23 protein-coding genes and 3 pseudogenes are annotated in these 26,370 nt (G+C 61.2%); 13 read left to right on the top strand and 13 right to left on the bottom strand.

Features of this window, described 5'->3' with window-relative positions:
• The first annotated feature begins 10 nt into the window (after positions 1 to 10).
• Positions 11 to 2,161: a lipase family protein gene (locus BFP95_RS22535; RefSeq protein ID WP_065910721.1), complete on the top strand. Its 2,151-nt coding sequence runs from the start codon at positions 11 to 13 to the stop codon at positions 2,159 to 2,161.
• A gap of 9 nt (positions 2,162 to 2,170) precedes the next feature.
• Here the strand turns inward: BFP95_RS22535 and codA are convergent, their stop codons facing one another.
• The 7 genes from codA to BFP95_RS22500 form a co-directional block, all read right to left on the bottom strand.
• Positions 2,171 to 3,406, bottom strand: a complete 1,236-nt coding sequence (gene codA, locus BFP95_RS22530) for a cytosine deaminase (RefSeq protein ID WP_065910720.1) — start codon at positions 3,404 to 3,406, stop codon at positions 2,171 to 2,173.
• Between the two features lie 27 nt (positions 3,407 to 3,433).
• Positions 3,434 to 4,639, bottom strand: a complete 1,206-nt coding sequence (locus BFP95_RS22525) for a PucR family transcriptional regulator (protein ID WP_065910719.1) — start codon at positions 4,637 to 4,639, stop codon at positions 3,434 to 3,436.
• Positions 4,636 to 5,904, bottom strand: coding sequence for a cytosine permease (gene codB / locus BFP95_RS22520; protein ID WP_065874636.1), 1,269 nt, complete (start codon positions 5,902 to 5,904; stop codon positions 4,636 to 4,638). Before codB ends, BFP95_RS22525 begins: the two co-directional genes overlap by 4 nt.
• Positions 5,905 to 6,095: 191 nt before the next feature.
• Positions 6,096 to 6,719: an NUDIX hydrolase gene (locus BFP95_RS22515; protein WP_065874637.1), complete on the bottom strand. Its 624-nt coding sequence runs from the start codon at positions 6,717 to 6,719 to the stop codon at positions 6,096 to 6,098.
• Between the two features lie 3 nt (positions 6,720 to 6,722).
• Positions 6,723 to 7,169 carry a GNAT family N-acetyltransferase gene (locus BFP95_RS22510; RefSeq protein ID WP_065910718.1) on the bottom strand — a complete coding sequence of 149 codons (447 nt, stop codon included), beginning with the start codon at positions 7,167 to 7,169 and terminating at the stop codon, positions 6,723 to 6,725.
• Between the two features lie 92 nt (positions 7,170 to 7,261).
• Positions 7,262 to 7,618 carry a 6-carboxytetrahydropterin synthase QueD gene (queD, locus tag BFP95_RS22505; RefSeq protein WP_019692825.1) on the bottom strand — a complete coding sequence of 119 codons (357 nt, stop codon included), beginning with the start codon at positions 7,616 to 7,618 and terminating at the stop codon, positions 7,262 to 7,264.
• Between the two features lie 75 nt (positions 7,619 to 7,693).
• Positions 7,694 to 8,773, bottom strand: a complete 1,080-nt coding sequence (locus tag BFP95_RS22500) for a hypothetical protein (protein ID WP_065880019.1) — start codon at positions 8,771 to 8,773, stop codon at positions 7,694 to 7,696.
• Between the two features lie 158 nt (positions 8,774 to 8,931).
• On the opposite strand from BFP95_RS22500, the gene BFP95_RS22495 reads away from it, so the two are divergent.
• The 4 genes from BFP95_RS22495 to BFP95_RS22480 are packed head-to-tail and all read left to right on the top strand — an operon-like array spanning position 8,932 to position 11,523.
• On the top strand, positions 8,932 to 9,234 hold the full coding sequence (locus BFP95_RS22495; protein ID WP_065874640.1) for a PepSY domain-containing protein: 303 nt from the start codon (positions 8,932 to 8,934) through the stop codon (positions 9,232 to 9,234).
• Positions 9,234 to 9,545: a PepSY domain-containing protein gene (locus tag BFP95_RS22490; protein WP_065874641.1), complete on the top strand. Its 312-nt coding sequence runs from the start codon at positions 9,234 to 9,236 to the stop codon at positions 9,543 to 9,545. Before BFP95_RS22495 ends, BFP95_RS22490 begins: the two co-directional genes overlap by 1 nt.
• Positions 9,545 to 10,213 (top strand): response regulator transcription factor, encoded by a 669-nt coding sequence (locus BFP95_RS22485; protein WP_065874642.1) that lies wholly within the window; start codon positions 9,545 to 9,547, stop codon positions 10,211 to 10,213. Before BFP95_RS22490 ends, BFP95_RS22485 begins: the two co-directional genes overlap by 1 nt.
• Positions 10,210 to 11,523 (top strand): sensor histidine kinase, encoded by a 1,314-nt coding sequence (locus tag BFP95_RS22480; protein ID WP_065910717.1) that lies wholly within the window; start codon positions 10,210 to 10,212, stop codon positions 11,521 to 11,523. Before BFP95_RS22485 ends, BFP95_RS22480 begins: the two co-directional genes overlap by 4 nt.
• 129 nt (positions 11,524 to 11,652) lie before the next feature.
• On the opposite strand, the pseudogene BFP95_RS30450 reads toward BFP95_RS22480, so the two are convergent.
• Both BFP95_RS30450 and BFP95_RS30445 read right to left on the bottom strand, forming a co-directional pair.
• Positions 11,653 to 12,162, bottom strand: a pseudogene (locus BFP95_RS30450) (methyl-accepting chemotaxis protein); the annotation flags it as partial.
• 348 nt (positions 12,163 to 12,510) lie between these two features.
• Positions 12,511 to 13,581 (bottom strand): annotated as a pseudogene (locus BFP95_RS30445) (HAMP domain-containing protein); the annotation flags it as partial.
• Positions 13,582 to 14,039: 458 nt separating this feature from the next.
• Between BFP95_RS30445 and BFP95_RS22470 the strand changes: the two are divergent.
• From BFP95_RS22470 to BFP95_RS30435, 3 genes and pseudogenes are all read left to right on the top strand, one after another.
• On the top strand, positions 14,040 to 15,359 hold the full coding sequence (locus tag BFP95_RS22470) for a Na+/H+ antiporter family protein (RefSeq protein WP_175403022.1): 1,320 nt from the start codon (positions 14,040 to 14,042) through the stop codon (positions 15,357 to 15,359).
• Between the two features lie 72 nt (positions 15,360 to 15,431).
• Positions 15,432 to 16,253, top strand: a pseudogene (locus tag BFP95_RS30440) (cache domain-containing protein); the annotation flags it as partial.
• A gap of 36 nt (positions 16,254 to 16,289) precedes the next feature.
• Positions 16,290 to 17,111, top strand: a complete 822-nt coding sequence (locus BFP95_RS30435; RefSeq protein ID WP_371905333.1) for a methyl-accepting chemotaxis protein — start codon at positions 16,290 to 16,292, stop codon at positions 17,109 to 17,111.
• A 145-nt stretch (positions 17,112 to 17,256) separates the two neighbouring features.
• Here BFP95_RS30435 and yegQ read toward each other — a convergent pair whose 3' ends face one another.
• Positions 17,257 to 18,579, bottom strand: coding sequence for a prephenate-dependent tRNA uridine(34) hydroxylase TrhP (yegQ, locus tag BFP95_RS22460; RefSeq protein WP_065910715.1), 1,323 nt, complete (start codon positions 18,577 to 18,579; stop codon positions 17,257 to 17,259).
• Positions 18,580 to 18,816: 237 nt separating this feature from the next.
• Here yegQ and BFP95_RS22455 point away from each other — a divergent pair, with 237 nt between their 5' ends.
• Together BFP95_RS22455 and BFP95_RS22450 are read left to right on the top strand one after the other, a co-directional pair.
• Positions 18,817 to 20,025 (top strand): cytochrome c biogenesis protein DipZ, encoded by a 1,209-nt coding sequence (locus BFP95_RS22455; protein WP_065910714.1) that lies wholly within the window; start codon positions 18,817 to 18,819, stop codon positions 20,023 to 20,025.
• Between the two features lie 103 nt (positions 20,026 to 20,128).
• Positions 20,129 to 21,196: an AI-2E family transporter gene (locus BFP95_RS22450; RefSeq protein WP_065872383.1), complete on the top strand. Its 1,068-nt coding sequence runs from the start codon at positions 20,129 to 20,131 to the stop codon at positions 21,194 to 21,196.
• 3 nt (positions 21,197 to 21,199) lie between these two features.
• On the opposite strand, the gene BFP95_RS22445 is transcribed toward BFP95_RS22450, so the two are convergent.
• From BFP95_RS22445 to BFP95_RS22435, 3 genes are all read right to left on the bottom strand, one after another.
• The gene (locus BFP95_RS22445) at positions 21,200 to 21,382 is read right to left on the bottom strand and encodes a hypothetical protein (protein ID WP_065872382.1); all 183 of its coding nucleotides are present in this window, start codon (positions 21,380 to 21,382) and stop codon (positions 21,200 to 21,202) included.
• Between the two features lie 90 nt (positions 21,383 to 21,472).
• Positions 21,473 to 21,667, bottom strand: a complete 195-nt coding sequence (locus tag BFP95_RS22440; protein WP_010211349.1) for a hypothetical protein — start codon at positions 21,665 to 21,667, stop codon at positions 21,473 to 21,475.
• A gap of 225 nt (positions 21,668 to 21,892) precedes the next feature.
• Positions 21,893 to 22,267, bottom strand: coding sequence for a hypothetical protein (locus BFP95_RS22435; protein WP_065872381.1), 375 nt, complete (start codon positions 22,265 to 22,267; stop codon positions 21,893 to 21,895).
• A 155-nt stretch (positions 22,268 to 22,422) separates the two neighbouring features.
• Here BFP95_RS22435 and BFP95_RS22430 point away from each other — a divergent pair, with 155 nt between their 5' ends.
• From BFP95_RS22430 to BFP95_RS22420, 3 genes are all read left to right on the top strand, one after another.
• Positions 22,423 to 23,241 (top strand): shikimate 5-dehydrogenase, encoded by an 819-nt coding sequence (locus BFP95_RS22430; RefSeq protein ID WP_065910713.1) that lies wholly within the window; start codon positions 22,423 to 22,425, stop codon positions 23,239 to 23,241.
• A gap of 95 nt (positions 23,242 to 23,336) precedes the next feature.
• Positions 23,337 to 24,482, top strand: a complete 1,146-nt coding sequence (gene nosP / locus BFP95_RS22425) for a nitric oxide-sensing protein NosP (protein ID WP_065872379.1) — start codon at positions 23,337 to 23,339, stop codon at positions 24,480 to 24,482.
• Positions 24,424 to 26,367, top strand: a complete 1,944-nt coding sequence (locus BFP95_RS22420) for a PAS domain-containing hybrid sensor histidine kinase/response regulator (protein ID WP_065910712.1) — start codon at positions 24,424 to 24,426, stop codon at positions 26,365 to 26,367. The genes nosP and BFP95_RS22420 overlap by 59 nt, the downstream gene beginning before the upstream one ends.
• The last annotated feature ends 3 nt before the right edge of the window (positions 26,368 to 26,370 follow it).

Below are 26,370 nucleotides of genomic sequence, written 5' to 3'. Positions count from 1 at the left end.
GAGCAAGTTCATGACGCTGGATGCATGGAAGCAATCTTTTTTCAGTGATAGAAAGCCGGCCTGTTCAGTGCGTGGGCATTGGGTGAGCTTTTGCCTCGTCGATGAACTGGGCGTGGGAACGGCATACGGTGGCCTGCCTTACACTGTCCACGATAGTGCAGGGCAGCAGTACAAAGGCAGGTTAGATGGAGAAGGGTTTGCCAAGTTGCAAGATATTTATTGTGGGCCTGTGGTGCTTGTTTTTGATGACCTGTATTCAGGTACAGAGCAGCCCTATCATTGGCTGATGTTGCGTTCCACCTACAAGCTACCTATCACCGAGCTTCAAATTCGGGCGGAGCAGACTCGGTTTGCTGCTTCTGATGGCCGGCGGCCCGACAGTAATCCTGCTCAGCAAAAGGCCAACCGGTTTTATCAAGTTGAAGTGCGTGATTTAGTCCGTCATGTCGCCCACTTGCCACCGATTATGCGACGGACTTATCAACCCCAGCAGCATGCATTGAAAATGATGGGTGACTTGGGATTCGGGCCCCCTCAGTCGATCTTGGCAGGAATCGTGTTGTTTCCCAACAACCACACCGCTATGGAGGTTCGACCACTGCGGGCCTTACGCCCGATGCTTTCAACGGCAGACAGTTTCTGTGCCTTGAACCTTTATCAGCTGGCACTGATGGCCACCTTGAGTTATTGCCATTTCGGCCAGGAGCCACCTAAAAAGCCTCACGACCAGGTTCAATTCCCCCTCAACCCAAGCGTCGGCCATCTATTTGCCGAAGAGCTATCGGGTTACCACGAGGCTTGGCGATTTGATGCAGAGCAAGTGGACCGTTTCTACCCCCTTTACGAAGAGGTCCCTTACTCCCGGCGTTTTGAGATTCTACCTTTCGATCCTGAGTTATACCCACAAAACCAACCGGAGCTGGAGGATGAGCAGGAGCACCCAGCCAATTTGCACTTTTTCGATGATGAAAAGTTTGGGACGGATACCCAGGCTTTTATCACCCATCACGATGACGTAATCCTGATTGCCGTGCGTGGTACCGCGAGCGCTGCAGACGGGTTGCGAGATGCCAACGCCCATCAGGTGGATTTTCTCGAGGGTGTCGGCAAGGCTCACGAAGGTTTTTATGAGGCCTACCGGGCAATGCGTAATTTCGTGCTGCGCTACCTAGACCAATTCCACACCGACCAACGAATAATCATCTGCGGCCACAGCCTGGGCGGCGCAATCGCTTTGCTTTTGGCAGAAGGCCTACGCCGAGCACCGGATGCCAACTACAACATCCTCCTCTATACCTACGGCGCCCCCCGCGCCGCTGATGCCGAATTCACAGCAGGCGCCTCCACCTTGGTCCACCACCGCATCGTCAACCACAACGACCCAGTTCCCAGCGTCCCGGCGCCATGGATGAACACCACCGCCAAACTCTGGGTCCCTGGTGCCGTCACCCTGTTCAGTGCCCCTGCACCGGGCGGCCTGCTGTTCGCCGCCGGTCTGGTTCGTTTCGGTGGGAACCCTTATCAGCACCATGGCGAACAACAACACTTCATGCCGATCATGCTCGCGGATGGCACGCGTTCTTCGGTGCTTTGGAAGCCCGGTTGTGAATCCATTCAAGAAGCGGGTTGCAACCGAGCGTTGCAAGTCCACGGCGACATGCCCGACCGCGAAAACCTGCTAAAACAGCTGTTCCAGGCCAACCAGCACTTCATGACCGCCAGCTACATCCCGGCTGCCTGGGCGACGTTGCGTCGCTGGCAACAAACCCAGGAAAGCGACGGCCCATTGGTCACGCCAAGAGAGTTTGAATTACTTGATCATGCACTGGAGGGCATGCGCCAGCAGTTGCGAAACAAACGCAGGGAACTGGCCCGGCTAAGACCTGCCAACGACCGTGGCTATGAACACAACGAAGCCTTGAACGCCGAGATCGATCGCTTGCACACCAGCCGCGAGCGCCTTGCCACCCTGCGCTGGCGCCGTCTGGACGCCCGTGATGTCTACGGCAGTCACGCCCACGGCGCTCATTTGCAACCCAGCCTCAAGCGCTGGTTCAGCCACCGTGAAAACCGTGAACCGGCCCAGGTCGCCAGTATCCCTCCCGCCACGCAAACCGAATGGGGGAGGGCGCAAACGCTGGATATCGACTCGATCGTATGACCGAGACGTTTACATAAACTCCACCTGCGCTGGCTGACGCTTCATCAACACGTTGCCATTGCGGATCGAGTACAGCGGCAAGCCCTGGCTGCGGATGAACTCGTAGTCGCTGTCCGCCGACAGGATCAACAGGTTGGCTGGCCGTCCAGGCTCCAGGCCGTAGCGGTCACCCAGGGCCATGGCCTTGGCGCTGTTGTCGGTGACCAGGTCGAGGGCGCTTTGCAGGTTGCGGTAGCCGAGCATGTGGCAGATGTGCAAACCGGCTTCGAGCACCCGCAGGATGTTGCCGTTGCCCAGGGGGTACCAGGGGTCGACGATGGAGTCCTGGCCGAAGCACACGTTCATGCCGGCTTCCAGCAGTTCGTTGACCCGGGTGACGCCGCGGCGTTTCGGGAAGGTGTCGAAGCGGCCTTGCAGGTGAATGCTCTCGGTGGGGCAGGAGACGAAACTGATACCTGAGTGCCCGAGCAAGCGAAAGAGTTTGGCGCAATAGGCATTGTCGTAGGAGCCCATGGCCGTGGTGTGACTGGCGGTGACGCGGGCGCCCATGTCGCGGCTGCGGGCTTCTTCGGCCAGCACTTCGAGAAAGCGCGAGTGCGGGTCATCGGTTTCGTCGCAGTGCACGTCCACCAGGCAGCCGGTACGTTCAGCCAGGTCCATCAGGAACTTCACCGAACTCACGCCTTGGTCGCGGGTGTATTCAAAGTGCGGGATACCACCGATCACGTCGGCGCCCAGGCGAATGGCTTCTTCCATCAGCTCGCGGCCGTTGCGGTACGACTCGATGCCTTCCTGGGGGAACGCGACGATCTGCAGGTCGATCAGGTGCGTGCTTTCTTCACGCACTTGCAGCATGGCCTTGAGTGCTGTGAGGTCCGGGTCGGTGACGTCGACGTGGGTACGCACATGCTGGATACCGTGGGCGGCGAGGGTCTGGATAGTCTTTTTGGCGCGGGCCTTGGTGTCTTCCTGGGTGATGGTGGCTTTGCGTTCGCCCCAGCATTCGATGCCTTCGAACAGGGTGCCGCTCATGTTCCAGCGCGGCTCGCCGGCGGTCAGGGTGGCGTCGAGATGGATATGCGGTTCGACAAAGGGTGGAATCACCAGGTTGCCGGCGGCGTCCAGGGCGTCGGCCGCCGCACTCGGTGCGCCCGATTGTGGGGTGATGCTGGCGATCCGGCCATGTTCCAGGTGCAGATCATGCAGGCCTTCACGGTTGCGCAGGCGGGCGTTGATGATGTGCATGGGCAAGTTCCTCTTGGCTAAAAACAGTCAGGCAGACAGCCGCCAGATCATCAGCGCAATGCCGATGTCCAGGCGATCATAAGCATTATCCAGCGTCAGCCCGCACAGGACTTCGATGCGCTGGACGCGGTGCGTCAGGGTGTTGCGGTGCACGGCCAGGCGCTGGGCGGCGGCCACAAGGTTACCATTCTCGTGAAACCAGGCTTCCAGCGTGGGCATGAGGCTGGGGCCATGGTGCCGGTCGTGGCGCAGCAAGGGGCCGAGGCGTTCATTCAGGAATTGGTCGAGCAGGGCGCGATCACGCACGCCGCTGAGCAGCTTGAGCACGCCCAGTTCGTCGTACACGCACAGCCCGGCGCGTTCGCTGAAACGCCGCGCAGCCGCGAGTGCCTGGCGGGCCTCCTCCTGCGCCTGGGCCAGGCGTGCGGGTGGGTGAGCGGCGGCGCTGAGGCCAATAAACAATTTAAGCGGCGACAGGCGCAGATTCAGTGGGTTGAGCCAGTTGGCCAATTGCTGACGGTTGGCCAATGCTGCGGCAGCGTCCTGTGCCGGCAGCAGCAACGTCCATTGCCCGGCTCGACCCTGCACCGGCAACCCGGCCGAGAACTGACGTAAACGGCGGCTGATGGCGTCGTGTTGTCGGGCCAGTTGCGCCTCCACAGAAGCCGCATCACCCTGGGCAAACAGCGATTCACTGCCTTCCAGTTGCAGTTGCACCACCTGCCAATGCCCGGCCAGCGGCATGCCCAACTGCGTGGCCCGGTGCAACAAGAGATCCAGGGATTGGTAGTCGCCGGTCAGCAAGCGTTCCAGTACGTCATGCCGCGAGCGCCCCAACTGCTCGGACTGGATCAGCGCCGAACCGATAGCTTGGGTCACCAATACCATTTTCAGCGAGTAGGGCTGTTCGACCAGCGGCATGCCGGCGGCTTCGGCAGCGTCGAGTAAGCGCTGGGGGATCGCCTGGATATAGGACGGCCCGGTCAGAACCACCAACCCAGCCACTTGACGCTCGCAGGCTTCCTCCAGCAATTGCAGCAGGTTGGCTTCGTCGCGCGGGTGATTGATCCCGGTGACGAATACCAGTTCGCCGCCCAGCACCCATTCGGCGATCCCGCTGTTTTCCGCCACATAAGGCCAGCGCACGCCGTTATCCAGGCCCGCCTCGCCCGCGCGCAGGCGCATGGACTCCAAGCCTGGCAGTGCGAGCACATCGGCAAGGGTCAGGCTCATGCTTGAGCGTCAGCCAGCGGCGCTCGCACCCGTAGTACGGCGGTGAGCGCGATGTAGGTCAACGACGCGGCGACGATGCCCACCAATGGCGCGACCCAGGGCGAGTTGAACGCCAGCACCGTGCCCACGGCATAGGCCACCAGTCCCGGCCAGTTGAACGCCGGCAGGCGGGCGTCGGCCAGGCGTGGATAGTGGCCGCGATAGCGATAGAAGAAGTCCGCCATGATTACCCCACCAATCGGCGGGATCACCGTACCCAGCACAATCAAATAGGGCACCAGCAAGTCGTACATGCCGAGTAACGCCAGCAGGGTGCCGATCACCGCACCGGCCAGGGTCACGGTCTTGCGCCGTTTGGTGCGCAGCAAGTTGCAGCCGGCCACGGCGAAGTTGTAGATGGTGTTGTCCTGGGTACTCCAGATATTGAGTAGCAACATGGCCATCGCCGCCATGGCAAAGCCTTGCAGCAACAACACTTCGACTACGTCCGGTTGCTGGTAGACGATGGCACCGTAGGCGCCGATCAGCACCATCAAGCCGTTGCCGATAAAGAAACCGATCAGGCTCGCCAGCACCGCCACCTTGGCCGAACGCGAAAACCGCGTCCAATTGGTGGCCTGGGTCGCACCGCTGACAAAGGTGCCGAACACCAGGGTAATCGCCGTGGACAAGTCCAGCTCAGCGGTCGGTACCACTGCCAGCAGTCCGTCCAGTCCACCGACTTTCACTGTGGCTACCCACATCGACAGAAACAGCAGAATGCCCATGGCCGGCACCGCGATATAGGACAGAATTTCCAGCCCACGATAACCAATGTAGGCCGTGGCGCAGAACACCAGACCAAACAACACCATCAACGCAAGCACACTGCCCTGGCTCAGTTCGAAATACTTGCCAAGCACTACGGCAGCAGTGGCAGTACCCCAGGCATACCAGCCGATTTGAGTGAAGCCGAGGATCAAGTCGCTGAGTTTGCTGCCCACTTCGCCAAAGCAGAAGCGCCCCATCAACACTGAATTCAGCCCGCTCTTGAAGGCGATGTAACCCAGGCCTGCGGCGTACATACCCAACAAAAGGTTACCCAGGGCCACCACGCCGAGCATGTCGACGAAACTGAACGCCACCCCCAGCTTGCCGCCGGCAAACATGGTCGCGGTAAAAAAGGTAAAGCCCAGCAGCACCATGGCGGTCGATGCCAGACCCTTGCGCGCATGCATGGGGACTTCGCTGAGGGGGTAGTCGTTGCCCGGTTCTTGCTGCGTCATGTGCCTTGCTCCCTGAGTGAGTGACGCAGCCCTGTTGCACCGTGCGTGCCAAACCGGCAGCAGTGACAAACGCACGGTGGGCGCTGTGCACCGTGCACAATTTTTATAGCGAAAGAGGGGGGAAGCACAGCAAGGAATGGTCGCAGTGCCCAGTCGGGCACGAAAGCAGTGCAGCAGTGATACAAAGTGGATCAGTCAAACAGCGTCTGAGTCGTCTCGCCGCGATGGAAGGCAAAGGCGGCCTCCAGATCACTTTCGATGGTGCGCCCACGGGACAGCGGCGGCAGTGCACCGAGGCGGAAAAAGCCCACGTCAGTGGTTTCGAACCCGGCCATCGGTGCCGACTGATCCACCGATTCACACAGGAAGTACAGCTTGTAGAAATCCCGCACATCCGGTCGATACAAGCCTTTGGCCTTGTGCGTCACGCTGTACAGTGCCCTGGCGGTTACCGTCAGCCCGGCTTCCTCGCGAATCTCTTTGACGATGTTTTCGGCTGCCGACAAGCCGATATCCGCATACCCACCCGGCAACGCCCAGCAGCCATCGGTCAACTCCCGCACCAACAAAATCCGGTCGCCTTCGATAACCGCACCGCGCACGTCAATCATTGGCGTCGAATAACGCTGGGCAAAATCTGTGACCAGCCCGCAGATACGTTCCAACGGGACATTGCCCAATTGCGCCAGCATGCTGTGGGCAATCTCGGCAATTTCTTCCAGGCGCTCGCGCTCGAAATCATCAGTGCAAAAGTGCAGCCCCGTGGACGCCAGCGCCTGCAAGCGTTTGGCTTGGGCCAGCCAGATGTTTTCCATGGGTTACTCCTGGAGAGGCTTGGTCATGTACACGCGCCGCAGGCCGTGTTCCTCGGCGCGATGGGTTTCAACATAGCCGCGGCGATGGTAGAGCGCGATGTTCTCGGTCATGGCTTCATTGGTGTACAGGCGGATCACAGCGAAACCTGCGTCGATCGCCTGCTGTTCGGCAAAATCCAACAGCAACCGCCCGAAACCCAGGCCCTGAGCCTCAAGGGCGACGGCCAGGTTATCCAGCAACAGCGCGCCGTCGGCCTCCAGCAGGACAATAAAGCCCTGGACTTGCCGGGCGTTTTCCAGCACGTGCACGTCGCCGGCTTCCACCCGTTGGCGATAATCCTCGAGCATCGGCCCGGGCTTACGGCCGATCCGTGCGATATACGGCGAGTAAGCTGCCTGGACGATGGCCTCGATGGCTGCAACATCATGGACAGTGGCGGGGCGCATCATTGCCGCGTGCTCCTTGTGGCAGGGAAGCCACGACTGTAAGGGAGGCAGGCACAAAAAAACCACCGCGTGGGTGGTTTTTTCATATCGCAGGCTTACTCGCCGTGATAAATGCAGCCGCTGGTGCAGGTCTCGTGGATGCGAATCGCACTGAGCTCAGGCAGCAAGGGTTTCAGCTCATTCCAGATCCACTTGGCGAGCACTTCGCTGGTCGGGTTTTCCAGGCCAGGGATGTCATTCAAGTAGTTGTGGTCGAGGCGTTCATAGAGCGGCTTGAAAATCGCCTTGATCTCCGAGAAGTCGCGAATCCAGCCGGTATGGGGATCCAGGTCGCCGCTCAGGTGGATCGCCACCTTGAACGAATGCCCATGCAGGCGCCCGCATTTGTGGCCTTCCGGTACGTGGGGCAGGCGGTGGGCGGATTCGAATGTAAATTCCTTGAAGATTTCCACAGTGTTTTCAGCTCGGTCGGTGTCTGGCAGGCGGCGAGTTTAACAGCTTGATCCCTTGCCGCGCATACCGCTTGGTCATAGCGCCAGTAAGTGCTCGCCCAATTTGCCGTTATCCGCCAGCTCAAGAAACTCATCCCCCAACCGCCGGCTTTCGCTCATCGCGGTCTGCCAATATCTGTTGCGGCTCGGGTCGTCGCCCATAAAGCGCTTGAAGTCGCTGCGGTCCGGCAGTTTGCCGTGGGGCAGGCGGGCGAGGTAGTCCTTGGACGGCGCCAGCAGCAACACGTCCTGCAAACCCTGTGGATTGCTGCGCCGCCACGGCAGGCCTTTGTCGAACCAGCCGGGAATGACCCGGTCAGTAAAGTGCGGGTACAGCACAATGTCATCGCCTTGATAAGGCAGGTCGAGGTGGTAGTCGAGCAGGCCGCCGTCGCGGTAGGTGCCGGCGCCCGCGCCGGGCAGGTCGCGTACGCCTTGCATCACCATGGGAATCGAGCCCGACGCCAGCAGCGCCTGGCGCAGGTTGCCCAATTCCAGGGCGAGGAAGCGTGACGGGAAATCCTTCAACGGATGCACTGGCGGCGCCTGGCGCGGGTCGTGGATGATCAGCCGTTCGAAGTGCCGCGACAGCCGTGCGCGGCCACGCAAATTATCGGCAATCACCGACGACAGGCCCAGCCCGAGGCGCCCACGGTGATCATCGGCAAGCAGTCCGTGGCTCTTGACCACCATGATGTTGAGGCGATAGTTGGGGTTTTCCAACACCTGCGCATCGCGGCCGGCCAGCAGGTCGTCGAGCATGCGCTGGCAGCTCTGGCTGACCGCAGCCATGGTCACGCCTTTGGCAAAGCTTTGTTCGTTATACAGGCGCCCGAGGTCCAGCAGACCTTGCACCGGGTCCGGCAGGCACGCACTGGCAAACCGCCAGGAGCCGATGGACGCGCCGATCAGCGCGCGTTCCCGTGGTGCACGCGGCAACCAATCGCCAAACAGCGCCAGGTCCAGGCCTTGGATACCCAGCGCCTTGGGGCCGCCGGCCGCGCCAGGCAGGATGCCAACGTCGGCAGGCGCCAGGCCCTGTTCGCGAATGCGCGCAAAGGCGCGTTTACCGGCCTTTAAGGTCAGGGCGGAAAACTTGATGTGAATCGCTGTCATACCGGTCTCTGTGGAAGCGAGCAGGGTTGTATAGGAAATCTCGCACAATAACTGGGGAAGGAGGATGTCGGAAATTGCCATGGTGGCAATTCAGTTTCAATTAAGTTGCTACAGGTACGGTGGCCGACGTAGGAAAAATCTTGAAACGGAGACTCCCCATGAAGCGCCTTACAGGGCTGGTCGCCGCCGGTATCATCGCCTTCACGGCGATCCAGGCCCAAGCCGTGGACCCCGACAAACCACTGAAAGTGCCTGCCACTGTTACAATTATCGCCTTTGATCAGCTGGAAGCTACGGCCCTGGCCTTGCACCCGGGTTCAACACTGCTGGATACCGACCTGGACGAGGAATACGGCAAGTATCTTTACCAAGTTGAACTGGAGGATACCGACGGCATCGAGTGGGAGGTTGAATTGGACGCGCTCACCGGGCAGGTTCTCAAGAATCATCAGGAAACGTAATGAAGGTAAATTTATACGCCGGCAGTCGAATGGCGTTGCTGCTCCTGGTTTTTTGCTCAAGCCTGGCAGCCCGCGATCTTGATCAGGACGAGGCCTTGGTCCTGCGCCAGAACGGCGTGATCCTGCCGCTGGAGCAGTTGCTGGAACAGGCCATGGCGCGTCATCCGGGTTCGCGCCTGCTGGAGGCCGAGCTTGAGAAAAAGCACGGTAAATATGCCTATGAAGTGGAACTGGTCACCGCCGAAGGCGTGGTGCGTGAGATCAAGTTGGATGCATCCACGGGTGCGCTGATCAAAGACGAGGAAGACTGATGCGCCTGCTTTTGGTGGAAGACAACGTTCCTCTGGCCGATGAACTGTTGGCCGGCTTGCAGCGCCAGGGCTATGCCGTCGATTGGCTGGCTGATGGCCGCGATGCTGTGTACCAGGGACGCAGCGAACCCTATGACCTGATCATCCTCGACCTTGGCCTGCCCGGTTTGCCTGGGCTTGAAGTACTCGCGCAATGGCGCGCCGCCGCGCTGGCCATCCCGGTACTGATTCTCACCGCGCGCGACTCCTGGGCCGAGCGCATCGAAGGGCTCAAGGCTGGCGCCGACGATTACCTGAGTAAACCGTTCCATCCCGAGGAACTGCACCTGCGCATCCAGGCACTGCTGCGCCGCTCCCATGGGCAGACCAACCAGCCCACCCTGCAGGCGGCCGGCCTGCACTTGGATGAAGGGCGTCAGTGCGTGTTGCGTGATGGCGCAGAGATCCAGCTGACCGCCGCCGAATTCCGCCTGTTGCGCTACTTCATGCTGCATCCCGAGCAAATCCTGTCGAAAAGCCACCTGGCCGAGCATTTGTATGATGGCGAAACCGAGCGCGACTCCAATGTGCTGGAAGTCCACGTCAACCACCTACGCCGCAAGTTGGGGCGCAGCGTGATCGAAACCCGGCGCGGCCAGGGTTACCGGTTTGGCGCCAGCGCCGAATGAGGTCGATCCAGCGGCGCCTGAGCCTGGGCCTGGTCAGCGTGATGGTGATTGTCGGCGTTGCGTTGGCGCAAACCAGTCTGTGGTTGTTCGAAACGGGTTTGCAGCGCTACCTGGAAGCGGGGCTGCGCAACGACAGTGAGAGCCTGCTGGTGGCGCTGGTACGCGGCCCGGATGGCTTGCAACTGCATGAAAAGCGCCTATCGCCAGCGTATCAACGGCCGTTTTCCGGGCACTATTTCCGGATTGATTTCGCCGATACGCACTGGCGCTCCCGCTCGCTGTGGGACCAGGACCTGCCGCAACTGCCCGAGGCCGGCCTCAAGGGCAACCTGCAACTGGGGCCGGAAGGTCAGCAACTGTTGGTGTTGCGCGAGGACTACAAGCGCTTCGGGCAGTCGATTTCCATCAGCGTGGCCCAGGACTACACGCCGGTGCGGGAAAGCTTTCGCCTGATGCGTCAGATCGGGCTGGTGCTGGGGCTGGCGGCGCTGCTGCTGGTGTTGATCCTGCAACGGCTCACCGTGCGCCGCGCCTTGCGACCCTTGGAAACCGCGCGTAACCAGATTGCTCAACTGCAACAGGGCCAGCGTTCGCAACTCGACACCCAGGTGCCACTGGAGCTGGAGCCGCTGGTGGCGCAGATCAACCACTTGCTGGCCCACACCGAAGACAGCCTCAAGCGTTCGCGCAATGCCTTGGGCAACCTCGGACACGCCCTCAAGACCCCGCTGGCGGTACTGTTGAGCGCGGCGTCAAGCGAAGCGCTGAAGGATCACCCTGAACTGAGCAAGCTGCTGCGTGATCAGTTGGAACACGTGCAGCAACGTCTCAACCGTGAACTCAACCGCGCGCGCCTGGCCGGTGAAACCTTGCCGGGTGCGTTGTTCGACTGTGACAAGGAATTGCCGGGCCTGCTCGCTACCTTGAACATGATCCACGGGGAGCACCTGGACCTGAGCTATCACGCCGCGCCCGGGCTGCAACTGCCCTGGGACCGTGAAGACCTGCTGGAGCTGCTGGGCAATCTGTTGGATAACGCCTGCAAATGGGCGGATGCCGAGGTGCGCCTGACCGTCACAGAGACTGCGCACAGCTACGTGCTGGCGGTGGAAGACGACGGTCCCGGTATCCCCGAAACCCAGCGCGATCAAGTCTTCAGCCGCGGTGCACGACTGGATGAACAGATTGATGGGCATGGCCTGGGATTGGGCATCGTGCGGGATATCGTCGAGGTGTGGGGCGGGGTGTTGCAGTTGCAGGAAAGTGCGTTGGGCGGTTTGAAAGTAACGATTGAGTTGCCCAAGCGTTAGTGCTGACACACCACAATCAAAATGTGGGAGCGGGCTTGCTCGCGAATGCAGTGTGTCAGTCACTGAATATGTCGACTGATGTACAGCATTCGCGAGCAAGCCCGCTCCCACATTGGATCTATTAAACCTTCAGACCCGGAACTGATCCATCAACCCCTGCTGCTGATTCGCCAGGCTATTCAACGCCTGGCTCACCCGCGCCGATTCATTCGCCTGTTCCGACAGCGACTCGGTTACATCGCGAATCGTCGCCACATTGCTGTTGATTTCCTCAGCCACCGCGCTTTGCTCTTCGGCAGCGCTGGCGATTTGCAGGTTCATGTCGCTGATCACCGTGACGGCCTCGCCGATCTGGCGCAGGGCGGTCACCGCCTCGCCAACTTGTTCGACGCTGCCCTGGGCCTGGCGATAGCTGTTGCCCATGGCGCTGACGACCTCTTCGGTGCCGCCTTGCAATTGCTCGATGACCTGGCGGGTTTCTTCGACCGACTCCTGGGTGCGTCGCGCCAGGTTGCGCACTTCATCAGCCACCACCGCAAAGCCACGTCCAGCCTCGCCGGCGCGGGCCGCTTCGATGGCGGCGTTGAGCGCCAACAGGTTGGTCTGTTCGGCAATACCGCGAATCACTTCCAGCACCGAACCGATTTTTTCACTATTGGCAGCCAGGCCTTCGACCTGGTTCATGGCCGTGCTCATATCCGCCGCCAACTCCCCGATATTGCGGGTGGTGCGGTCGATTACTGTGAGGCCGTCGCGGGTCGCCTGGTCGGCATCACGTGCAGCTTGGGCCGCCTGCGCAGCGCTGCGCGCCACATCCTGGGCGGTGGCACTCATTTCGTGGGAAGCGGTGGCCACCTGGTCGACCTGACGATATTGCTGTTCCATGCCGGCACTGGTTTGCGTAGCAATCGCGGCGGACTGGTCGGCGGTGCCACGGGCGTCCTGCACCGAGCGCTTCACCTCGGCGATAATCGGTTGCAGCTTGTCCAGGAAGCGGTTGAACCAGCCGGCCAGTTGGCCCAGCTCGTCCTGCTTGTCGTAGGCCAGGCGGCGGGTCAGGTCGCCTTCGCCGCTGGCAATGTCTTCGAGCATCTGCGCCACGCCGAGGATCGGCCGGGTCACGCTGCGTGCCATCAGCCACACCAGGATCAGGCCGACCACCGCCGCCAGCAGGCCCAGGCCCAGTTCCAGCAGGGTGCCGCGCGTGTTATCGGCGTCCAGTTGCGCCTTGAGCGCTTCGGCCGGGCCTACCAGGACTTTTTCCGGCACATCCAGCAACACGCCCCACGGCTTGCCATCCGGGATCGGCGCGAACGGCGCCAGCACCTTGAGTTGGTGGTCGCTACGCAGGCTGCGGATGTGGGTGCTGCCAGCCAGGGCGCTGATCAATTGCGCGCCGTTGGCGCTGTCGACCTGGTCCAGGCGCTGACTGAGCTTGCTGGCGTCCGGGCTGTGGCCGGCGAGCAAACCTGTAGGGCTGAGGATGCTGACCTGGGTCTGGCCGTCATACAGCTTGTGGCTGGCCTGTTGGCTCACGGCCTGCAGGCTGTTGAGGTTGATGTCGACCGATAACGAGGCGATGACTTTGCCATCGACCATCAATGGGAAAACGATGCTGGTCATCAGCACGTTTTGCCCGTTGATCACATAAAAGTAGGGTTCGATCACGCACGGCTTGAGGGTGGTGCGCGGGCAGGTGAACCAGGCGTTGGCCTTTTCACCGCTGGGGCCGACGCTGGCGTCGGTCATGTCGCTTTCCGGCAAGGCCATTGAGGTCAGCTTGCCGGGTGTCGGCTGCGACCAGTACAGGGCGAAGCGGCCTTTGTCGTTACTGCCCAACTCGGCTTGGCCGGCGAACAACTCATCCTTGCCATCCAGGGCATTGGCTTCGAACACCAGGGACAAACCGAGCAAGTCCGGGTTGGCCTGCAACGCGGCCCTGACCTGGCGGGTCAGGTCTTCGCGGGTGTCGAAGGCGTCGAGAAAGCGTTTTTCCGCCTGTTCGCGCAAGAACAGCACCTGACGGGAAAAACCATGGCCGTACTGATAGGCGTCCATGAACTGCTGCCGAATACCCAGCGCTTGCACTTCGCCTTGGGCTTCGATGCGCGCTTGGGCGGCTTCATCCAGCATCTGCATGCTGGACGCCTTGACCTGCTGCGAACTCTGCTCCATGCGATACAGCGACAGACCCACCAGCAGGGTCACGATTCCCAGCAGGCACAGGCCGGCGAGCAGGGTGATTTTCCATTGAATGGAGAGCTGCCTAAGCGACATCGGTACATCCTTACCTGAAAACACATAGAGCCCGGTTATCGGCTGATTTCACATTTTCTTAATTCAAACGATCAATTTAACCCTGAAAGCGGCGCCGCTTTTTGACATGCGCGCCCACCTGCTGCAAAGTGCGCGCCCTCTAATAAGACCTCCTTCAAGCCTGTACGCCGTCTGCCGCCCGATGGCCGCCAGGGCGCAGGCATGCCTGTTGTTTACGTTTTTTGCTTGAGGTAACCATGATTAACGCAGTTATTGCCGCGGTCGGCACCATGCTGGTGCTCAGCCTGTCCCGCGTGCATGTGGTCATCGCCATCATTGTGGGCGCGCTGGTGGGCGGCCTTAGCGGTGGGCTGGGCATCGAGGCCACGCTCACGGCCTTCAACGGCGGTTTGGGCGGTGGTGCCACCGTGGCCTTGTCCTACGCCTTGCTCGGCGCTTTCGCGGTGGCGATTGCCAAGTCTGGCCTGGCCCACGCCCTGGCCGACAAGGCGCTGCTGCTGGTGGACCGCCAGGAAGCCAGCGGTGGCAGTCACGTCAAATGGCTATTGATCGGCCTGCTGTGGGTGGTGGCGATTGCCTCGCAGAACATCCTGCCGATCCACATTGCGTTTATCCCGTTGCTGGTGCCGCCGCTGTTGTATGTGCTGACCAAGCTGCAACTGGACCGCCGCCTGATCGCCTGCGTGATGACCTTCGGCCTGATCACGCCCTACATGTTCCTGCCGGTGGGCTTTGGCAATATCTTCCTCAACCAGATCCTGCTGGCCAACGTGGCCAAGAGCGGCGTGGACATCAGCCAGGTCAACGTCACTCACGCCATGAGCCTGCCGGCCCTGGGCATGGTGGTTGGCCTGCTGGTGGCGGTGTTTATCAGCTACCGCAAAAAGCGTGTGTACGACCTGGAAAAAATCGAGCGCGTCGAGCAGGTAGCGGTGCAGTACAACCCGTTGACCCTGCTGGTGGCCGGCGTGGCGATTGCCTCGGCGTTCATCATCCAGCTGTGGCTGGACTCGATGATCATCGGCGCGCTGGCCGGCTTCCTGATTTTCTCGGTGTCGGGCATCGTGCGCTGGCGCGATACCGATGACCTGTTCACCGAAGGCATGAAGATGATGGCGATGATCGGCTTCATCATGATTGCCGCGTCGGGGTTTGCCGAAGTGCTCAAGGCCACGGGCGATGTGCGCTCGCTGGTGGAAACGTCGGCGGCGTTCATCGGCCACAGCCGTGGCGTGGGGGCATTGCTGATGTTGCTGGTGGGGCTGCTGGTGACCATGGGCATCGGTTCGTCGTTCTCCACCGTGCCGATCCTGGCCGCGATCTTTGTGCCGCTGTGTGTGCAACTGGGCTTCAGCCCGGTCGCCATCGTGTGCATCGTCGGCACGGCGGGTGCCTTGGGTGACGCCGGCTCACCGGCCTCGGACTCCACCCTCGGCCCAACCTCCGGCCTGAATATCGACGGCCAGCACCACCATATCTGGGACACCGTGGTGCCGACGTTCCTGCACTACAACCTGCCATTGCTGGCGTTTGGCTGGCTGGCGGCGATGACGCTCTGACCGGATCGTCCTACAGAAACTCGACCATTGGCCGTTAACCTCTCAAGTCGCCACTAATAAGAGAGAAAAGCCATGCGTCTGAGCCTCAAGGCCAAAGTCCTGTCCCTCGCCGTAGTGCCGGTGTTGCTGTTTGCGGTGGTCATCAGCCTGACCACCGTGTGGATCTTGCAAGGACAGGCGCGCAACGAGGTGGATGAAACCCGCCAGCGCCTGCTCAACGACGCCAAGGTTACCCTGCAAAGTTATGTAGAAGTGGCCATGAGCACCGTCAAGCCGCTCTACGACGCGGCTGCGCCCGGTGATACCGCCGCGCGCGCAGAGGTGGTCAAGTTGCTCTCCAACACCAGCTACGGCAAGGACGGCTACTTCTTCGGCTACGACTCCGAGACCATCCGCCTGTTCAAGGGCAACAGCCCAGACGGCGTGGGCAAGAGCTTCAAGGACAACCGCGACCCCAACGGCGTCTACGTCAACCGCGACCTGGTCAAGGTCGGCAAGGACGGCACCCACTACCTGCAATACAGCTCGACCCAACCGGGGCAGACCGAACTCGTGCCCAAAATGGGCTACACCGAATACCTGCCTAAATGGGACATGGTCATCGGTACCTCCGTCAACCTGGACGGCATCGAAGCCCAGGTCGCGGTGGTCGAGGCCAAGGTGCAGAAACGCATGGAAGGCGTGTTGCTGAGCATCCTCGGCGTGGCCGTGGTGGTGCTGCTGGTGATCGCTGCCGTCGGCTTGGTGCTGGCCAATACCATCCTGCGTCCGCTGAACTTGATGAAAGCCAACCTCGACGACATCGCTGCCGGCGAAGGCGACTTGACCCGCCGGCTGGCCATCACCAGCCAGGACGAGCTGGGCGATCTTGCCGGCGCGTTCAACCGCTTTGTCGACAAGATCCATGGGCTGGTGCGCCAGATCACCGAGATGACCACCCAACTCACCGGCCTGGTCAGCCAGGTCTCCGACCAGGCCCAGCGCTCCGAACAGGCCATGGAACGCCAGCGCCACGAGACCGACCAGGTGGCGACTGCGATCAACCAGATGTCGTCCGCTGCGCAAGAAGTGGCGCGCAGTGCCCAGGGCGCCTCGGTGGCTGCCCAGCAAACCGATGCCGAAGGCCAGGCCGCCAAGCGCGTGGTGGACGGCAGCATCGCGCAGATCCATGCGCTGGTGAACGACATCCGTAGCAGCGGCGTGTCCCTCGACAGCTTGCAGCAAGACGTGTCCTCCATCGTCAGTGTGCTCAGCGTGATCCGCTCCATCGCCGAGCAGACCAACCTGCTGGCGCTCAACGCGGCGATCGAAGCGGCGCGGGCAGGGGAGGCCGGGCGTGGTTTTGCCGTGGTCGCCGATGAAGTGCGTGCCCTGGCCAGCCGCACCCAGACCAGCACCCAGGAAATCCAGGGCATGATCGACCGCCTGCAAAAAGGCACCGAAGCCGCCGTGGAGGCCATGCGCCGTTCCAGCGATGCCGGGGACGGCACCTCGGCCCAGGCCAACCAAGCCGGCGCGTCGCTGGACACCATGGCCCAGTTGATTGGCACCATCAATTCGATGAACGCCCAGATCGCCAGCGCCGCCGAAGAGCAGACCGCCGTGGCCGAAGAGATCAACCGCAGCGTGCATCAGATTGCCGTGGCGGTGGACAGCGTGGCCGACGAGACCCAACTGGGTGCGCAGACCTCACGTAGCCTGGCGGATTTGGGGCAACGGTTGGGGCAATTGGTCGGCCAGTTCAAAATCTGACCCCTTCGTAGCAGCTGTCGAGCTTAAGCGAGGCTGCGTCAGCGGCGCGCCTGACACTCCGCAAACGCAGCCTCGCTTAAGCTCGACAGCTGCTACGCAAGCTGACACCACCCATGCTCGGTGGTGTTAAGCCGGTATCCAGCGGCTACGAGACATCACGCATCAGCAAGCCAAAGCGCACCTCCATCTCCGCCGGGACCGGTACATACACCGTGTGCCCATCTCCCGGCGCCACCTCGACAGCCTCGCCCTGGCTGTTGTGCATCCTCTCCAGATCAAAGTGAAAATTGCCGGCCGGGGTCATCAATTCCAGGTGATCGCCCACCGCAAAGCGGTTCTTCACCTTGACCTCGGCCAACTCGCCCCTACGCTCGCCGGTCAGTTCTCCGACGAATTGCTGGCGCTCCGACACCGAGCTGCCGTTCTGGTAGTTCTGGTACTCATCGTGCACATGGCGGCGCAGGAAACCCTCGGTGTAGCCGCGTTGGGCCAGGGATTCGAGGTCGTTCATCAGGCTGCGGTCGAAGGCGCGACCGGCCACCGCATCATCGATTGCCCGGCGATACACCTGGGTGGTGCGCGCGCAATAGAAGTGGGACTTGGTGCGGCCCTCGATCTTCAGCGAATGCACGCCCATGTGGGCCAGGCGCTCCACGTGCTGCACCGCGCGCAGGTCCTTGGCGTTCATGATGTAGGTGCCGTGCTCGTCTTCGAAGGCGGGCATCTGCTCATCGGGGCGGTTGGCCTCTTGCAGCAGGAACACCTGGTCGGTTGGTGTGCCAATGCCCAGGGTCGGTTCCGGTTGAAACACCTGGACGATATCGCCCGTGGCGTTTTCCACTGCCGGCGTGGCCTGGTATTTCCAGCGGCACGCGTTGGTGCAGGTGCCCTGGTTGGCATCGCGCTTGTTCATATAACCCGAGAGCAGGCAGCGCCCTGAATACGCCATGCACAAAGCGCCGTGCACAAACACTTCCAGTTCCATGGCCGGTACTTGCTGGCGGATCTCGCCGATCTCTTCCAGGGACAGTTCCCGCGACAGGATCACCCGGCAGATCCCTTGCTGCTGCCAGAACTCTACGCTGGCCCAGTTCACGGTATTGGCCTGCACAGACAGATGGATCGGCATCGATGGGAAGTGTCGGCGCACCAGCATGATCAACCCGGGGTCGGACATGATCAGCGCATCCGGGCCCATCGCGATCACCGGGGCCAGGTCCTTGAGGAAGGTCTTCAACTTGGCGTTGTGCGGCGCGATGTTCACCACCACATAGAAACGTTTGCCCAGCGCGTGGGCTTCCTTGATGCCGAGAGCCAGGTTGGCGTGGTCGAACTCGTTGTTGCGCACGCGCAGGCTGTAGCGCGGCTGGCCGGCGTAGACCGCATCGGCGCCGTAGGCGAAGGCGTAGCGCATGTTTTTCAGGGTGCCGGCAGGGGCGAGCAGTTCGGGGGCGAGGATGGGAGGCATGGGCACGGGTCGCAAAAGGTCGCGAAGGTAGCCGAGCGGTCACGACGGTTTATTGATCCAGGTCGTCGTTTGGGCTTTTTGTATCGCTGTGTATCGACAGGCGCTGTTGATACGTATCGATTTGCCCGCGCGGGTTCTCGACACAGGCGCGATACCTCAGGGGCATTTAATTGACTCCAACGAGGCACACACCGCCTCCACTCCTGAAACCTGGCGTCAATCCATAAGGTGAACATCATGCTGATTATCGCGTTCCTGGGCGGCATCCTGACCGTCCTCAGCCCTTGCATCCTGCCAGTGGTGCCGTTCCTTTTCGCCGGCGTTGACCGCACTCGCCGTTCGGTCCTGCTGACCCTTGGTGGCATGGTCCTAACCTTCGCGTTGATATCCAGCCTGGCCGTGGTCAGCAGTGAGTGGGTGGTGCAGGCCAATGACACCGGTCGCCATGTGGCACTGGTCGTGATGGTGCTGTTTGCGCTGTCGTTGATCTCGGCGCGGGTCGGCAGCTGGCTGGCACGCCCGTTTTTACGGTTGGGCAACCACATCGATCCCGACAGCCGCACACTGTCCGGGCCACTTAAATCGCTGTTGATCGGCGTCGCCACCGGCCTGCTGTGGGCGCCGTGCGCCGGGCCTATCCTGGGGGTGATCCTGACCGGTGCGATGCTGCAAGGCGCCAGCGCGCAAACCAGCTTGCTGCTGGTGGCGTACGGCCTGGGCAGCGCGTTGTCCCTGGGCACCTTGATGTTTGCCGGACGCGGCCTGGTCAATCGGCTCAAGCGCTCGATTCCCGTCACCGGCTGGCTGCGCCGTGGGGCTGGGGTGGCGGTACTGGCGGCGGCGGTGGTGATCTCAACCGGTACCGACAAAACCTTGCTGGCCGGTACCTCATCCGAAGGTGTCAGCAGGCTGGAAAAAGGCGTGCTGGAAAGCGTCCCCAAGGCGGTCGATTACGTGGTGAGCAAGATCAAGGCCGAGCCGGCGCCGAGTGAAGAACAGGGCGCCATGCCATCGCTGGCCGGTGCGGTCGAATGGCTCAACTCGCCGGAACTGACTTCGCAGGCTCTAGAAGGCAAGGTGGTGCTGGTGGATTTCTGGACCTACGACTGCATCAACTGCCAGCACACCCTGCCCTACGTGAAAGCGTGGGCAAAAAAGTACGAGAAGGACGGTTTGGTGGTGATCGGCGTACATACCCCGGAATACGGCTATGAACGCATCATCGGCAACGTCAAGGACCAGGTGCGCAAGCTGGGCATCACTTACCCTGTGGCCATCGACAACAACTACGCGATCTGGCGCAACTTTGAGAACCAATACTGGCCCGCCCATTACTTGATCGACGCCAAGGGGCAGGTGCGTTACACGCATTTTGGCGAAGGCCGCTATGAGGCCCAGGAGCAGATGATCCAGGCGCTGTTGAAGGAGGCCAAAGCCCTTCAGTGAGGCGGTCTATGCTTGTTCGATAACCGAGGGCACTCCCAGGTTTCGCTGCGGACTAAGCAACAGGGCCTACACGAGGCCACTGCTTTTTTGACATGGACCGGACATGAATCAAACCAACCTGCAATTCAAAACCCTGCTGTTGCTGCTGGTCCTGGTGACCATTGCCTTTATCTGGATATTGCTGCCGTTTTACGGCGCGGTGTTCTGGGCGGTGATCCTTGGCATTATCTTTGCCCCGATGCAGCGCCGCCTGCAGCAACGCTTTGGCTGGAACCGCAACCTCACGTCCCTGGCCACCTTGAGTGCCTGCTTGATCATTGCGATCCTGCCGGTGATCTTCACCAGCGCCTTGCTGGTGCAAGAGGGCGCGACGCTCTATAAAAACGTCGAAAGCGGTAAGTTGGACGTGGCGGGGTATATCGAGCAGTTCAAAAACGTGCTGCCGCCGTATTTCCAGCACCTGCTCGACCGCTTCGGCATGGGCAACCTGGAAGGCTTGCGCGAAAATATCGTCAAGAGCGCGATGCAGGGCAGCCAGTTCTTTGCGACCCAGGCGTTCAGCTTCGGCCAGGGCACGTTCGATTTCCTGGTGAGTTTTTTCATCATGCTGTATTTGCTGTATTTCCTGCTGCGCGACGGCCCGGAGCTGGTGCGCAAGGTGCGCACGGCGGTGCCGTTGGCCGAGCCGCAGAAGCGCCGGTTGCAGCTTAAGTTCAATCGGGTGGTGCGTGCCACGGTCAAGGGCAATGTGCTGGTGGCCGTGACCCAGGGTGCGCTGGGCGGGTTGATCTTCTGGTTCCTCGATATCCCGAGTGCGTTGCTCTGGGCGGTATTGATGGCGTTTCTGTCATTGTTGCCGGCGGTGGGCGCGGGGATTGTGTGGGGGCCGGTGGCCGCTTACTTCCTGTTGAGCGGCTCGATCTGGCAGGGCGTGGTGCTGGCGCTGTTTGGCGTGTTTGTGATTGGTTTGGTGGACAACGTGCTGCGCCCGATCCTGGTGGGCAAGGACACCAAAATGCCGGACTACCTGATCCTGATCTCGACCCTGGGCGGGCTGTCGGTGTTTGGCTTGAACGGCTTTGTGATCGGGCCGCTGGTGGCGGCGCTGTTCATGTCCAGCTGGGCGTTGTTTGTGGAAAGCAAGCCGCGGGTCAAGTTGCCATTACCCTGAGCCTCAGGCGTGCAACCTGAAGGTCGAGGCGTGTTGCAGCTGTTTTTCGGCGGCGGACAAGGACGTGAGCGGGCCGCTGATGGCTTCGCCATCGCGTACTACGTACCAGCAGGCGAGCAAGCCCAGCTCTCGAAGAGGGGCGGGGACGGCGCTGCCGATGACGGACATGATCTGAACAGTGGGCATAAGGACCTCCAATCGCTATGGAGGTCACCTTACGGGGCTGGGCGGCGTAGGAAAAATCAACTGTCTCGATAGTCGACATCAACGCGAGCGTCAGTCCACCACCTGATCAAGCATGTTCACCACTTCCTGCTCACTGAGCAGACCCTTGCGCACCAGGTTTTCTGCCAGCAGTGCGAGGAATTTGGCGCTGCGGTGGCCTTCCAGGTGCTTGAGCTCGGTGAGGGCGCTGTACACCTTGCTGGACGTGCAGAGGCCAGCGGTGCGGTGTGGGTTTTGCGTAGGCATGGTCAGTCGTCCTTGTTGTTATTGGGTGGACAGGCTCGATAGTGGGAGTGTGTCGTGACACAAACATGACAGCGTGAGGCCCGGTCGAGCAAGTAGACATTGGTGTTGATGATGTGCGATTACGCGGCGGGCATTGTCCTCGGAGCGACCTTTGCAGGATGAATCCAGACTTTTCAGGCAAAAAAAAGGCCCCGCAACCTGCGAGGCCCGTTTCAGCGGGATCAACTACCAGCCGCGGCCGTAGTAGCCGTGGGGAGGGCCGTAGCCGCCGCGCGGTGGGCCGTAATAGCCACGCGGTGGACCGTAATACACCGGCGCCGGGCGGTAGTAGACCTGTTGTTGCACATACACCGGTGGCGGCGGTGCGTAGTAGACCGGCGGCGGCGCGGCATACACCGGCTGCGGTTGCACATACACCGGCTGCTGCACATAGACCTCACGTGGCTGGCTGGCAACCACGGAGCCCACGACTGCTGCGCCGACCAGGGCACCCAATACGGCCGGGCCACCCCAACCACCACCGTGGGCGGAGGCTTGGCCTGCCATCGCGAGTGCGCCAACAAGCAAGGCGATCTTGGGGATTGTACGAATCATGGTCATTCCTCGGTTAGCCCCTGCGCTTGTGGTCTGCAATCAATAGACTCAAGTAATGTCGCGGGGATACTTTTAAGACAACGTATTTCTGAAAAACAGCACAGCCGCTAGGTAAAGGTTGTGTAAGGTCTGTATCGAATCGCTTACTCAAGGAGTTACCCATGCAGATGCACCCCAACAAGGACACTCGGCTGTGCATGTCACTGTCGGCGCGCCCCGGGAATTTTGGCCTGCGTTTTCATAACCACCTGTACGAACAGTTGGGTCTGAACTTCTACTATAAAGCCTTCAGCAGCCAGGATTTGCCCGGTGCGATCGGTGGTATCCGCGCGTTGAACATCCGTGGTTGCGGGGTTTCCATGCCGTTCAAGGAGGCCGCCATTGCCTTAGTGGACGAACTCGACGATTCAGTTCAAGCCATCGACTCGCTGAACACCATCGTCAACACCGATGGGCATCTCAAGGCCTACAACACCGATTACATCGCCATCGAGCAACTGCTGAAACAGCACGCCGTGCCGCAGTCATCCACATTCGCCCTGCGTGGCAGCGGCGGCATGGCCAAGGCCGTGGCCAGTGCCTTGCGCGATGGCGGCTACGCGAATGGCGTAATAGTGGCGCGTAACCAAGCCGCAGGCCGCGCCTTGGCGCAGAACCTGGGCTATGAGTGGTTGCCCGAGCTAGGGGACTTGCGCCCGCAGATGCTGATTAACGTGACACCTATCGGCATGACCGGTGGGCCTGAGGCGCACGCCCTGGCGTTTGATGCTGAAGCCGTGGATGCTGCCGAAACGGTGTTCGATGTGGTAGCGATCCCCTCTGAAACCCCATTGATCGTGCGCGGCCGTGCCAAAGGCAAACGGGTAATTACCGGCTTGGAAGTGATCGCGATCCAGGCGTTGGAGCAATTTGTGCTCTATACCGGTGTGCGTCCGACCCCAGAGCAATTCGAGAAAGCCGTGGTGTTTGCGCGTGCCTGAAACCTCATCCCATCGCATCCCCCACCCAGTACCCAAGTAGCATAGGTCTCCCCCCTGGCCCTTCGTACACTTGTGTCTCAGAGGGGGAGCCAACGATGCACAACAGTGAAGGCGTAGTCAGTGCCATGTCCCAGGCCACCGATGCCGGGCAGGCCGCCGAAGAGCTGGCGCGGCAACTGTTGCATCCGTACCTGGGTTTCGTGCTGTTTTTCTGCTCTGCCTCCTATGATTTGCAGGCCCTGGGCCACGCGCTGCAACAGTGCTTCGGCAGCGTGCGCGTGGTCGGCTGTACTAGCGCCGGCGAGATCACGTCCCAAGGCTATGGCCGCAACTGCATCACGGCGGTGGGCTTCAACCACGCGCACTTTTCCATCGCCACTGAGCTGATTGACCAGGTGGAACACTTCAGCCTGATCAACGCCCAGGACATGGTCGAACGCCTGGTCGGCGGTTGCCGCAGCAATACGCTGGCGCCGATCAAGGGCAACACCTTCGCCCTGACCCTGCTCGATGGCCTGTCCAGCCGAGAAGAAATGGTACTCGCGGCCCTCAGCGCCGCGTTGGGTGATATCCCGCACTTTGGCGGTTCAGCGGGTGACGACAACTTCCTCACGCACACCCATGTCTACTTCAACGGCGTGTTCCACAGCGGCGCAGCGGTGGTGGTACTGGTCAATACCTGGCTGGATTTCGAGGTGTTCACCACCCACCACATCCTGCCGCGCTCGGAAAAGCTGGTGGTCACCGGCGCAGACAGCCCGTCGCGACGGGTCTTCGAACTCAACGCCGAGCCTGCCGCCGAAGAATACGCGCGGCATATCGGTGTGGCCGTGGCCAACCTCGACCACCGCACCTTCGCCGCGCACCCGCTGGCGGTGCGCATCCACGACCAATACTACGTGCGCGCGATCCAGCAGGTGCACGAAGACCTGAGCCTGAGTTTCTACTGCGCGGTGGAAAACGGCATCGTCCTGACCGCGATGAAGCCCGGCCCGATCCTGCCGAACCTGCAAACCCTGTTCGACGGCCTGCAGTCGCGCCTTGGCGACCTGCTGCTGACCATTGGCTGCGACTGTTTCCTGCGGCGCCTGGAACTGGAAGACAACGGCACCCTCGAGCAGATCGGCAGCTATCTGAGCGACCAGCGGGTGATGGGCTTCAACACCTACGGAGAACAGTTCAATGGCATGCACATCAACCAGACCTTCACCGGGGTCGCCATTGCCCGAGGCCGACGCTGACCTGCTCGCCCAGGTGGCGCGACTGCAACAGGACAACCACAAGCTGGCGCGGATCAATGCGGCTCTGATCGAGCGCATCGAGTCCGGCATGACCCAGGGCAACAACCCCTACACCACCTTCCAGCATTCGGTGGTATTGGCCGAGCAAGTACGCGAACGCACTGATGCGCTGAACCAGGCGATGGCTGAACTCAAGGCCAGCAACCACCTGCTGATCAACGCCCGGCTGCGCGCCGAAGCCCTGCGCGGCGAACAGGCAGCGGCGCAAAAGGCCCAGGAAAGCGAACGCTGGATCCGCCTGATCACCGACAACGTGCCGGCGCTGATCGGCTACCTGAACGCTGAGCTGGTCTATGAATTCACCAATAAAGTCTATGAAGAATGGTACTGCTGGCCGCGCGGCATGATGCTCGGCCAGAGCCTGCGCGAAGTGCACAGCGAGCAGCATTGCCAACGCCTGGATGCCTACGTCGCCCGCGCCCTGGCGGGGGAAAGCGTGACGTTCGAATTCGCCGAAACCAACATCAACAACCAGGAGCGCTACATGCTGCGCTCCTATGTGCCGAACCTGTTGGCCAGTGGCGAAGTGGTGGGGATCTTCGTATTGATCCGCGACATCACCGAACGTCGTCGCACCGCTGAGGCCTTGCACCAGGCCTACCAGCACCTGGAGCAACGCGTGGCCCAGCGCACCTCGGAACTCACCTCGCTCAACGACCAGTTGCTCAAGGAAATCGACGAGCGCCGGCGCATGGAAACCCGCTTGCGCGAAGCCAAGCGGGAGGCCGAACAAGCCAACCTGTCGAAAACCAAATTCCTCGCCGCCGTCAGCCATGACCTGCTGCAACCGCTGAACGCCGCGCGCCTGTTTACCAGCGCATTGCTCGAACGCCCCAGCGAAACCCTGGTGCGCAACGTCAGCAATTCCTTGGAAGACGTGGAAAACCTGCTCGGCACCCTGGTGGATATTTCCAAGCTGGATGCCGGGGTGATCAAGGCCGATATCGCGCCGTTTGCCCTCCGTGAGTTGCTGGACAACCTCGCCGTCGAATACACCGAACTGGCCCGCGCCGAGGGGCTGGCGCTGCACTTTATCGGCTGCTCGGCGCTGGTGCGCAGCGATATCCAGCTGCTGGCGCGGATCCTGCGCAACCTGCTGAGCAATGCGATCCGCTACACCTACAAGGGCCGCGTGGTGCTGGGTTGCCGACGCCAGCATCAGCGCGTGTTGATTCAGGTATGGGACAGCGGCATGGGCATTGCCGAAGAGCGTCTGGAGGAGATTTTCCAGGAGTTCAAGCGCGGCGACGTGCAGCGCCCCGACCAGGATCGCGGGTTGGGCCTGGGCCTGGCCATCGTGGAAAAGATCGCCGGGATTCTCGGCCATCGCATCAGCGTCAAATCCTGGCCGGGTAAAGGCTCGATGTTTTCGGTAGAGGTGCCGTTGAGCGCCACCGCGCCCAAGTCCTTGCCGGCGCCGTGCATGAGCGAGCCGATGCTCGAACGCTTGCAGGGCGCGCGCGTGTGGGTGCTGGATAACGACGCGGCGATTTGCGCGGGCATGCGCACGTTGCTCGAAGGCTGGGGCTGCCGGGTGGTCACCGCGCTGTCGGAGCAGGACCTGGCGCGACAGGTAGACAACTACCATGCCGAGGCGGACTTGCTGATTGCCGATTACCACCTCGACAACGACCAGAACGGCGTTGACGCGGTGGCCCGCATCAACGCGCGACGGGGCCGAGCGATACCGGCGATGATGATTACTGCCAATTACAGCAATGAGTTGAAACAGCAGATTCGTGAACTGGGGCATACGTTGATGCATAAGCCGGTGCGGCCGATGAAGCTGAAGACCGCGATGAGTCATCTACTCAGTCGGCCCTGACAC

The sequence above is a fragment of the Pseudomonas sp. 58 R 12 genome, from assembly GCF_900005865.1.
In the GTDB taxonomy this organism is placed as follows: Bacteria; Pseudomonadota; Gammaproteobacteria; order Pseudomonadales; family Pseudomonadaceae; genus Aquipseudomonas; species Aquipseudomonas tritici.
The sequence above is the reverse complement of the archived record's forward strand: the minus strand, read 5'-3'. Positions and strand labels throughout refer to the sequence as shown.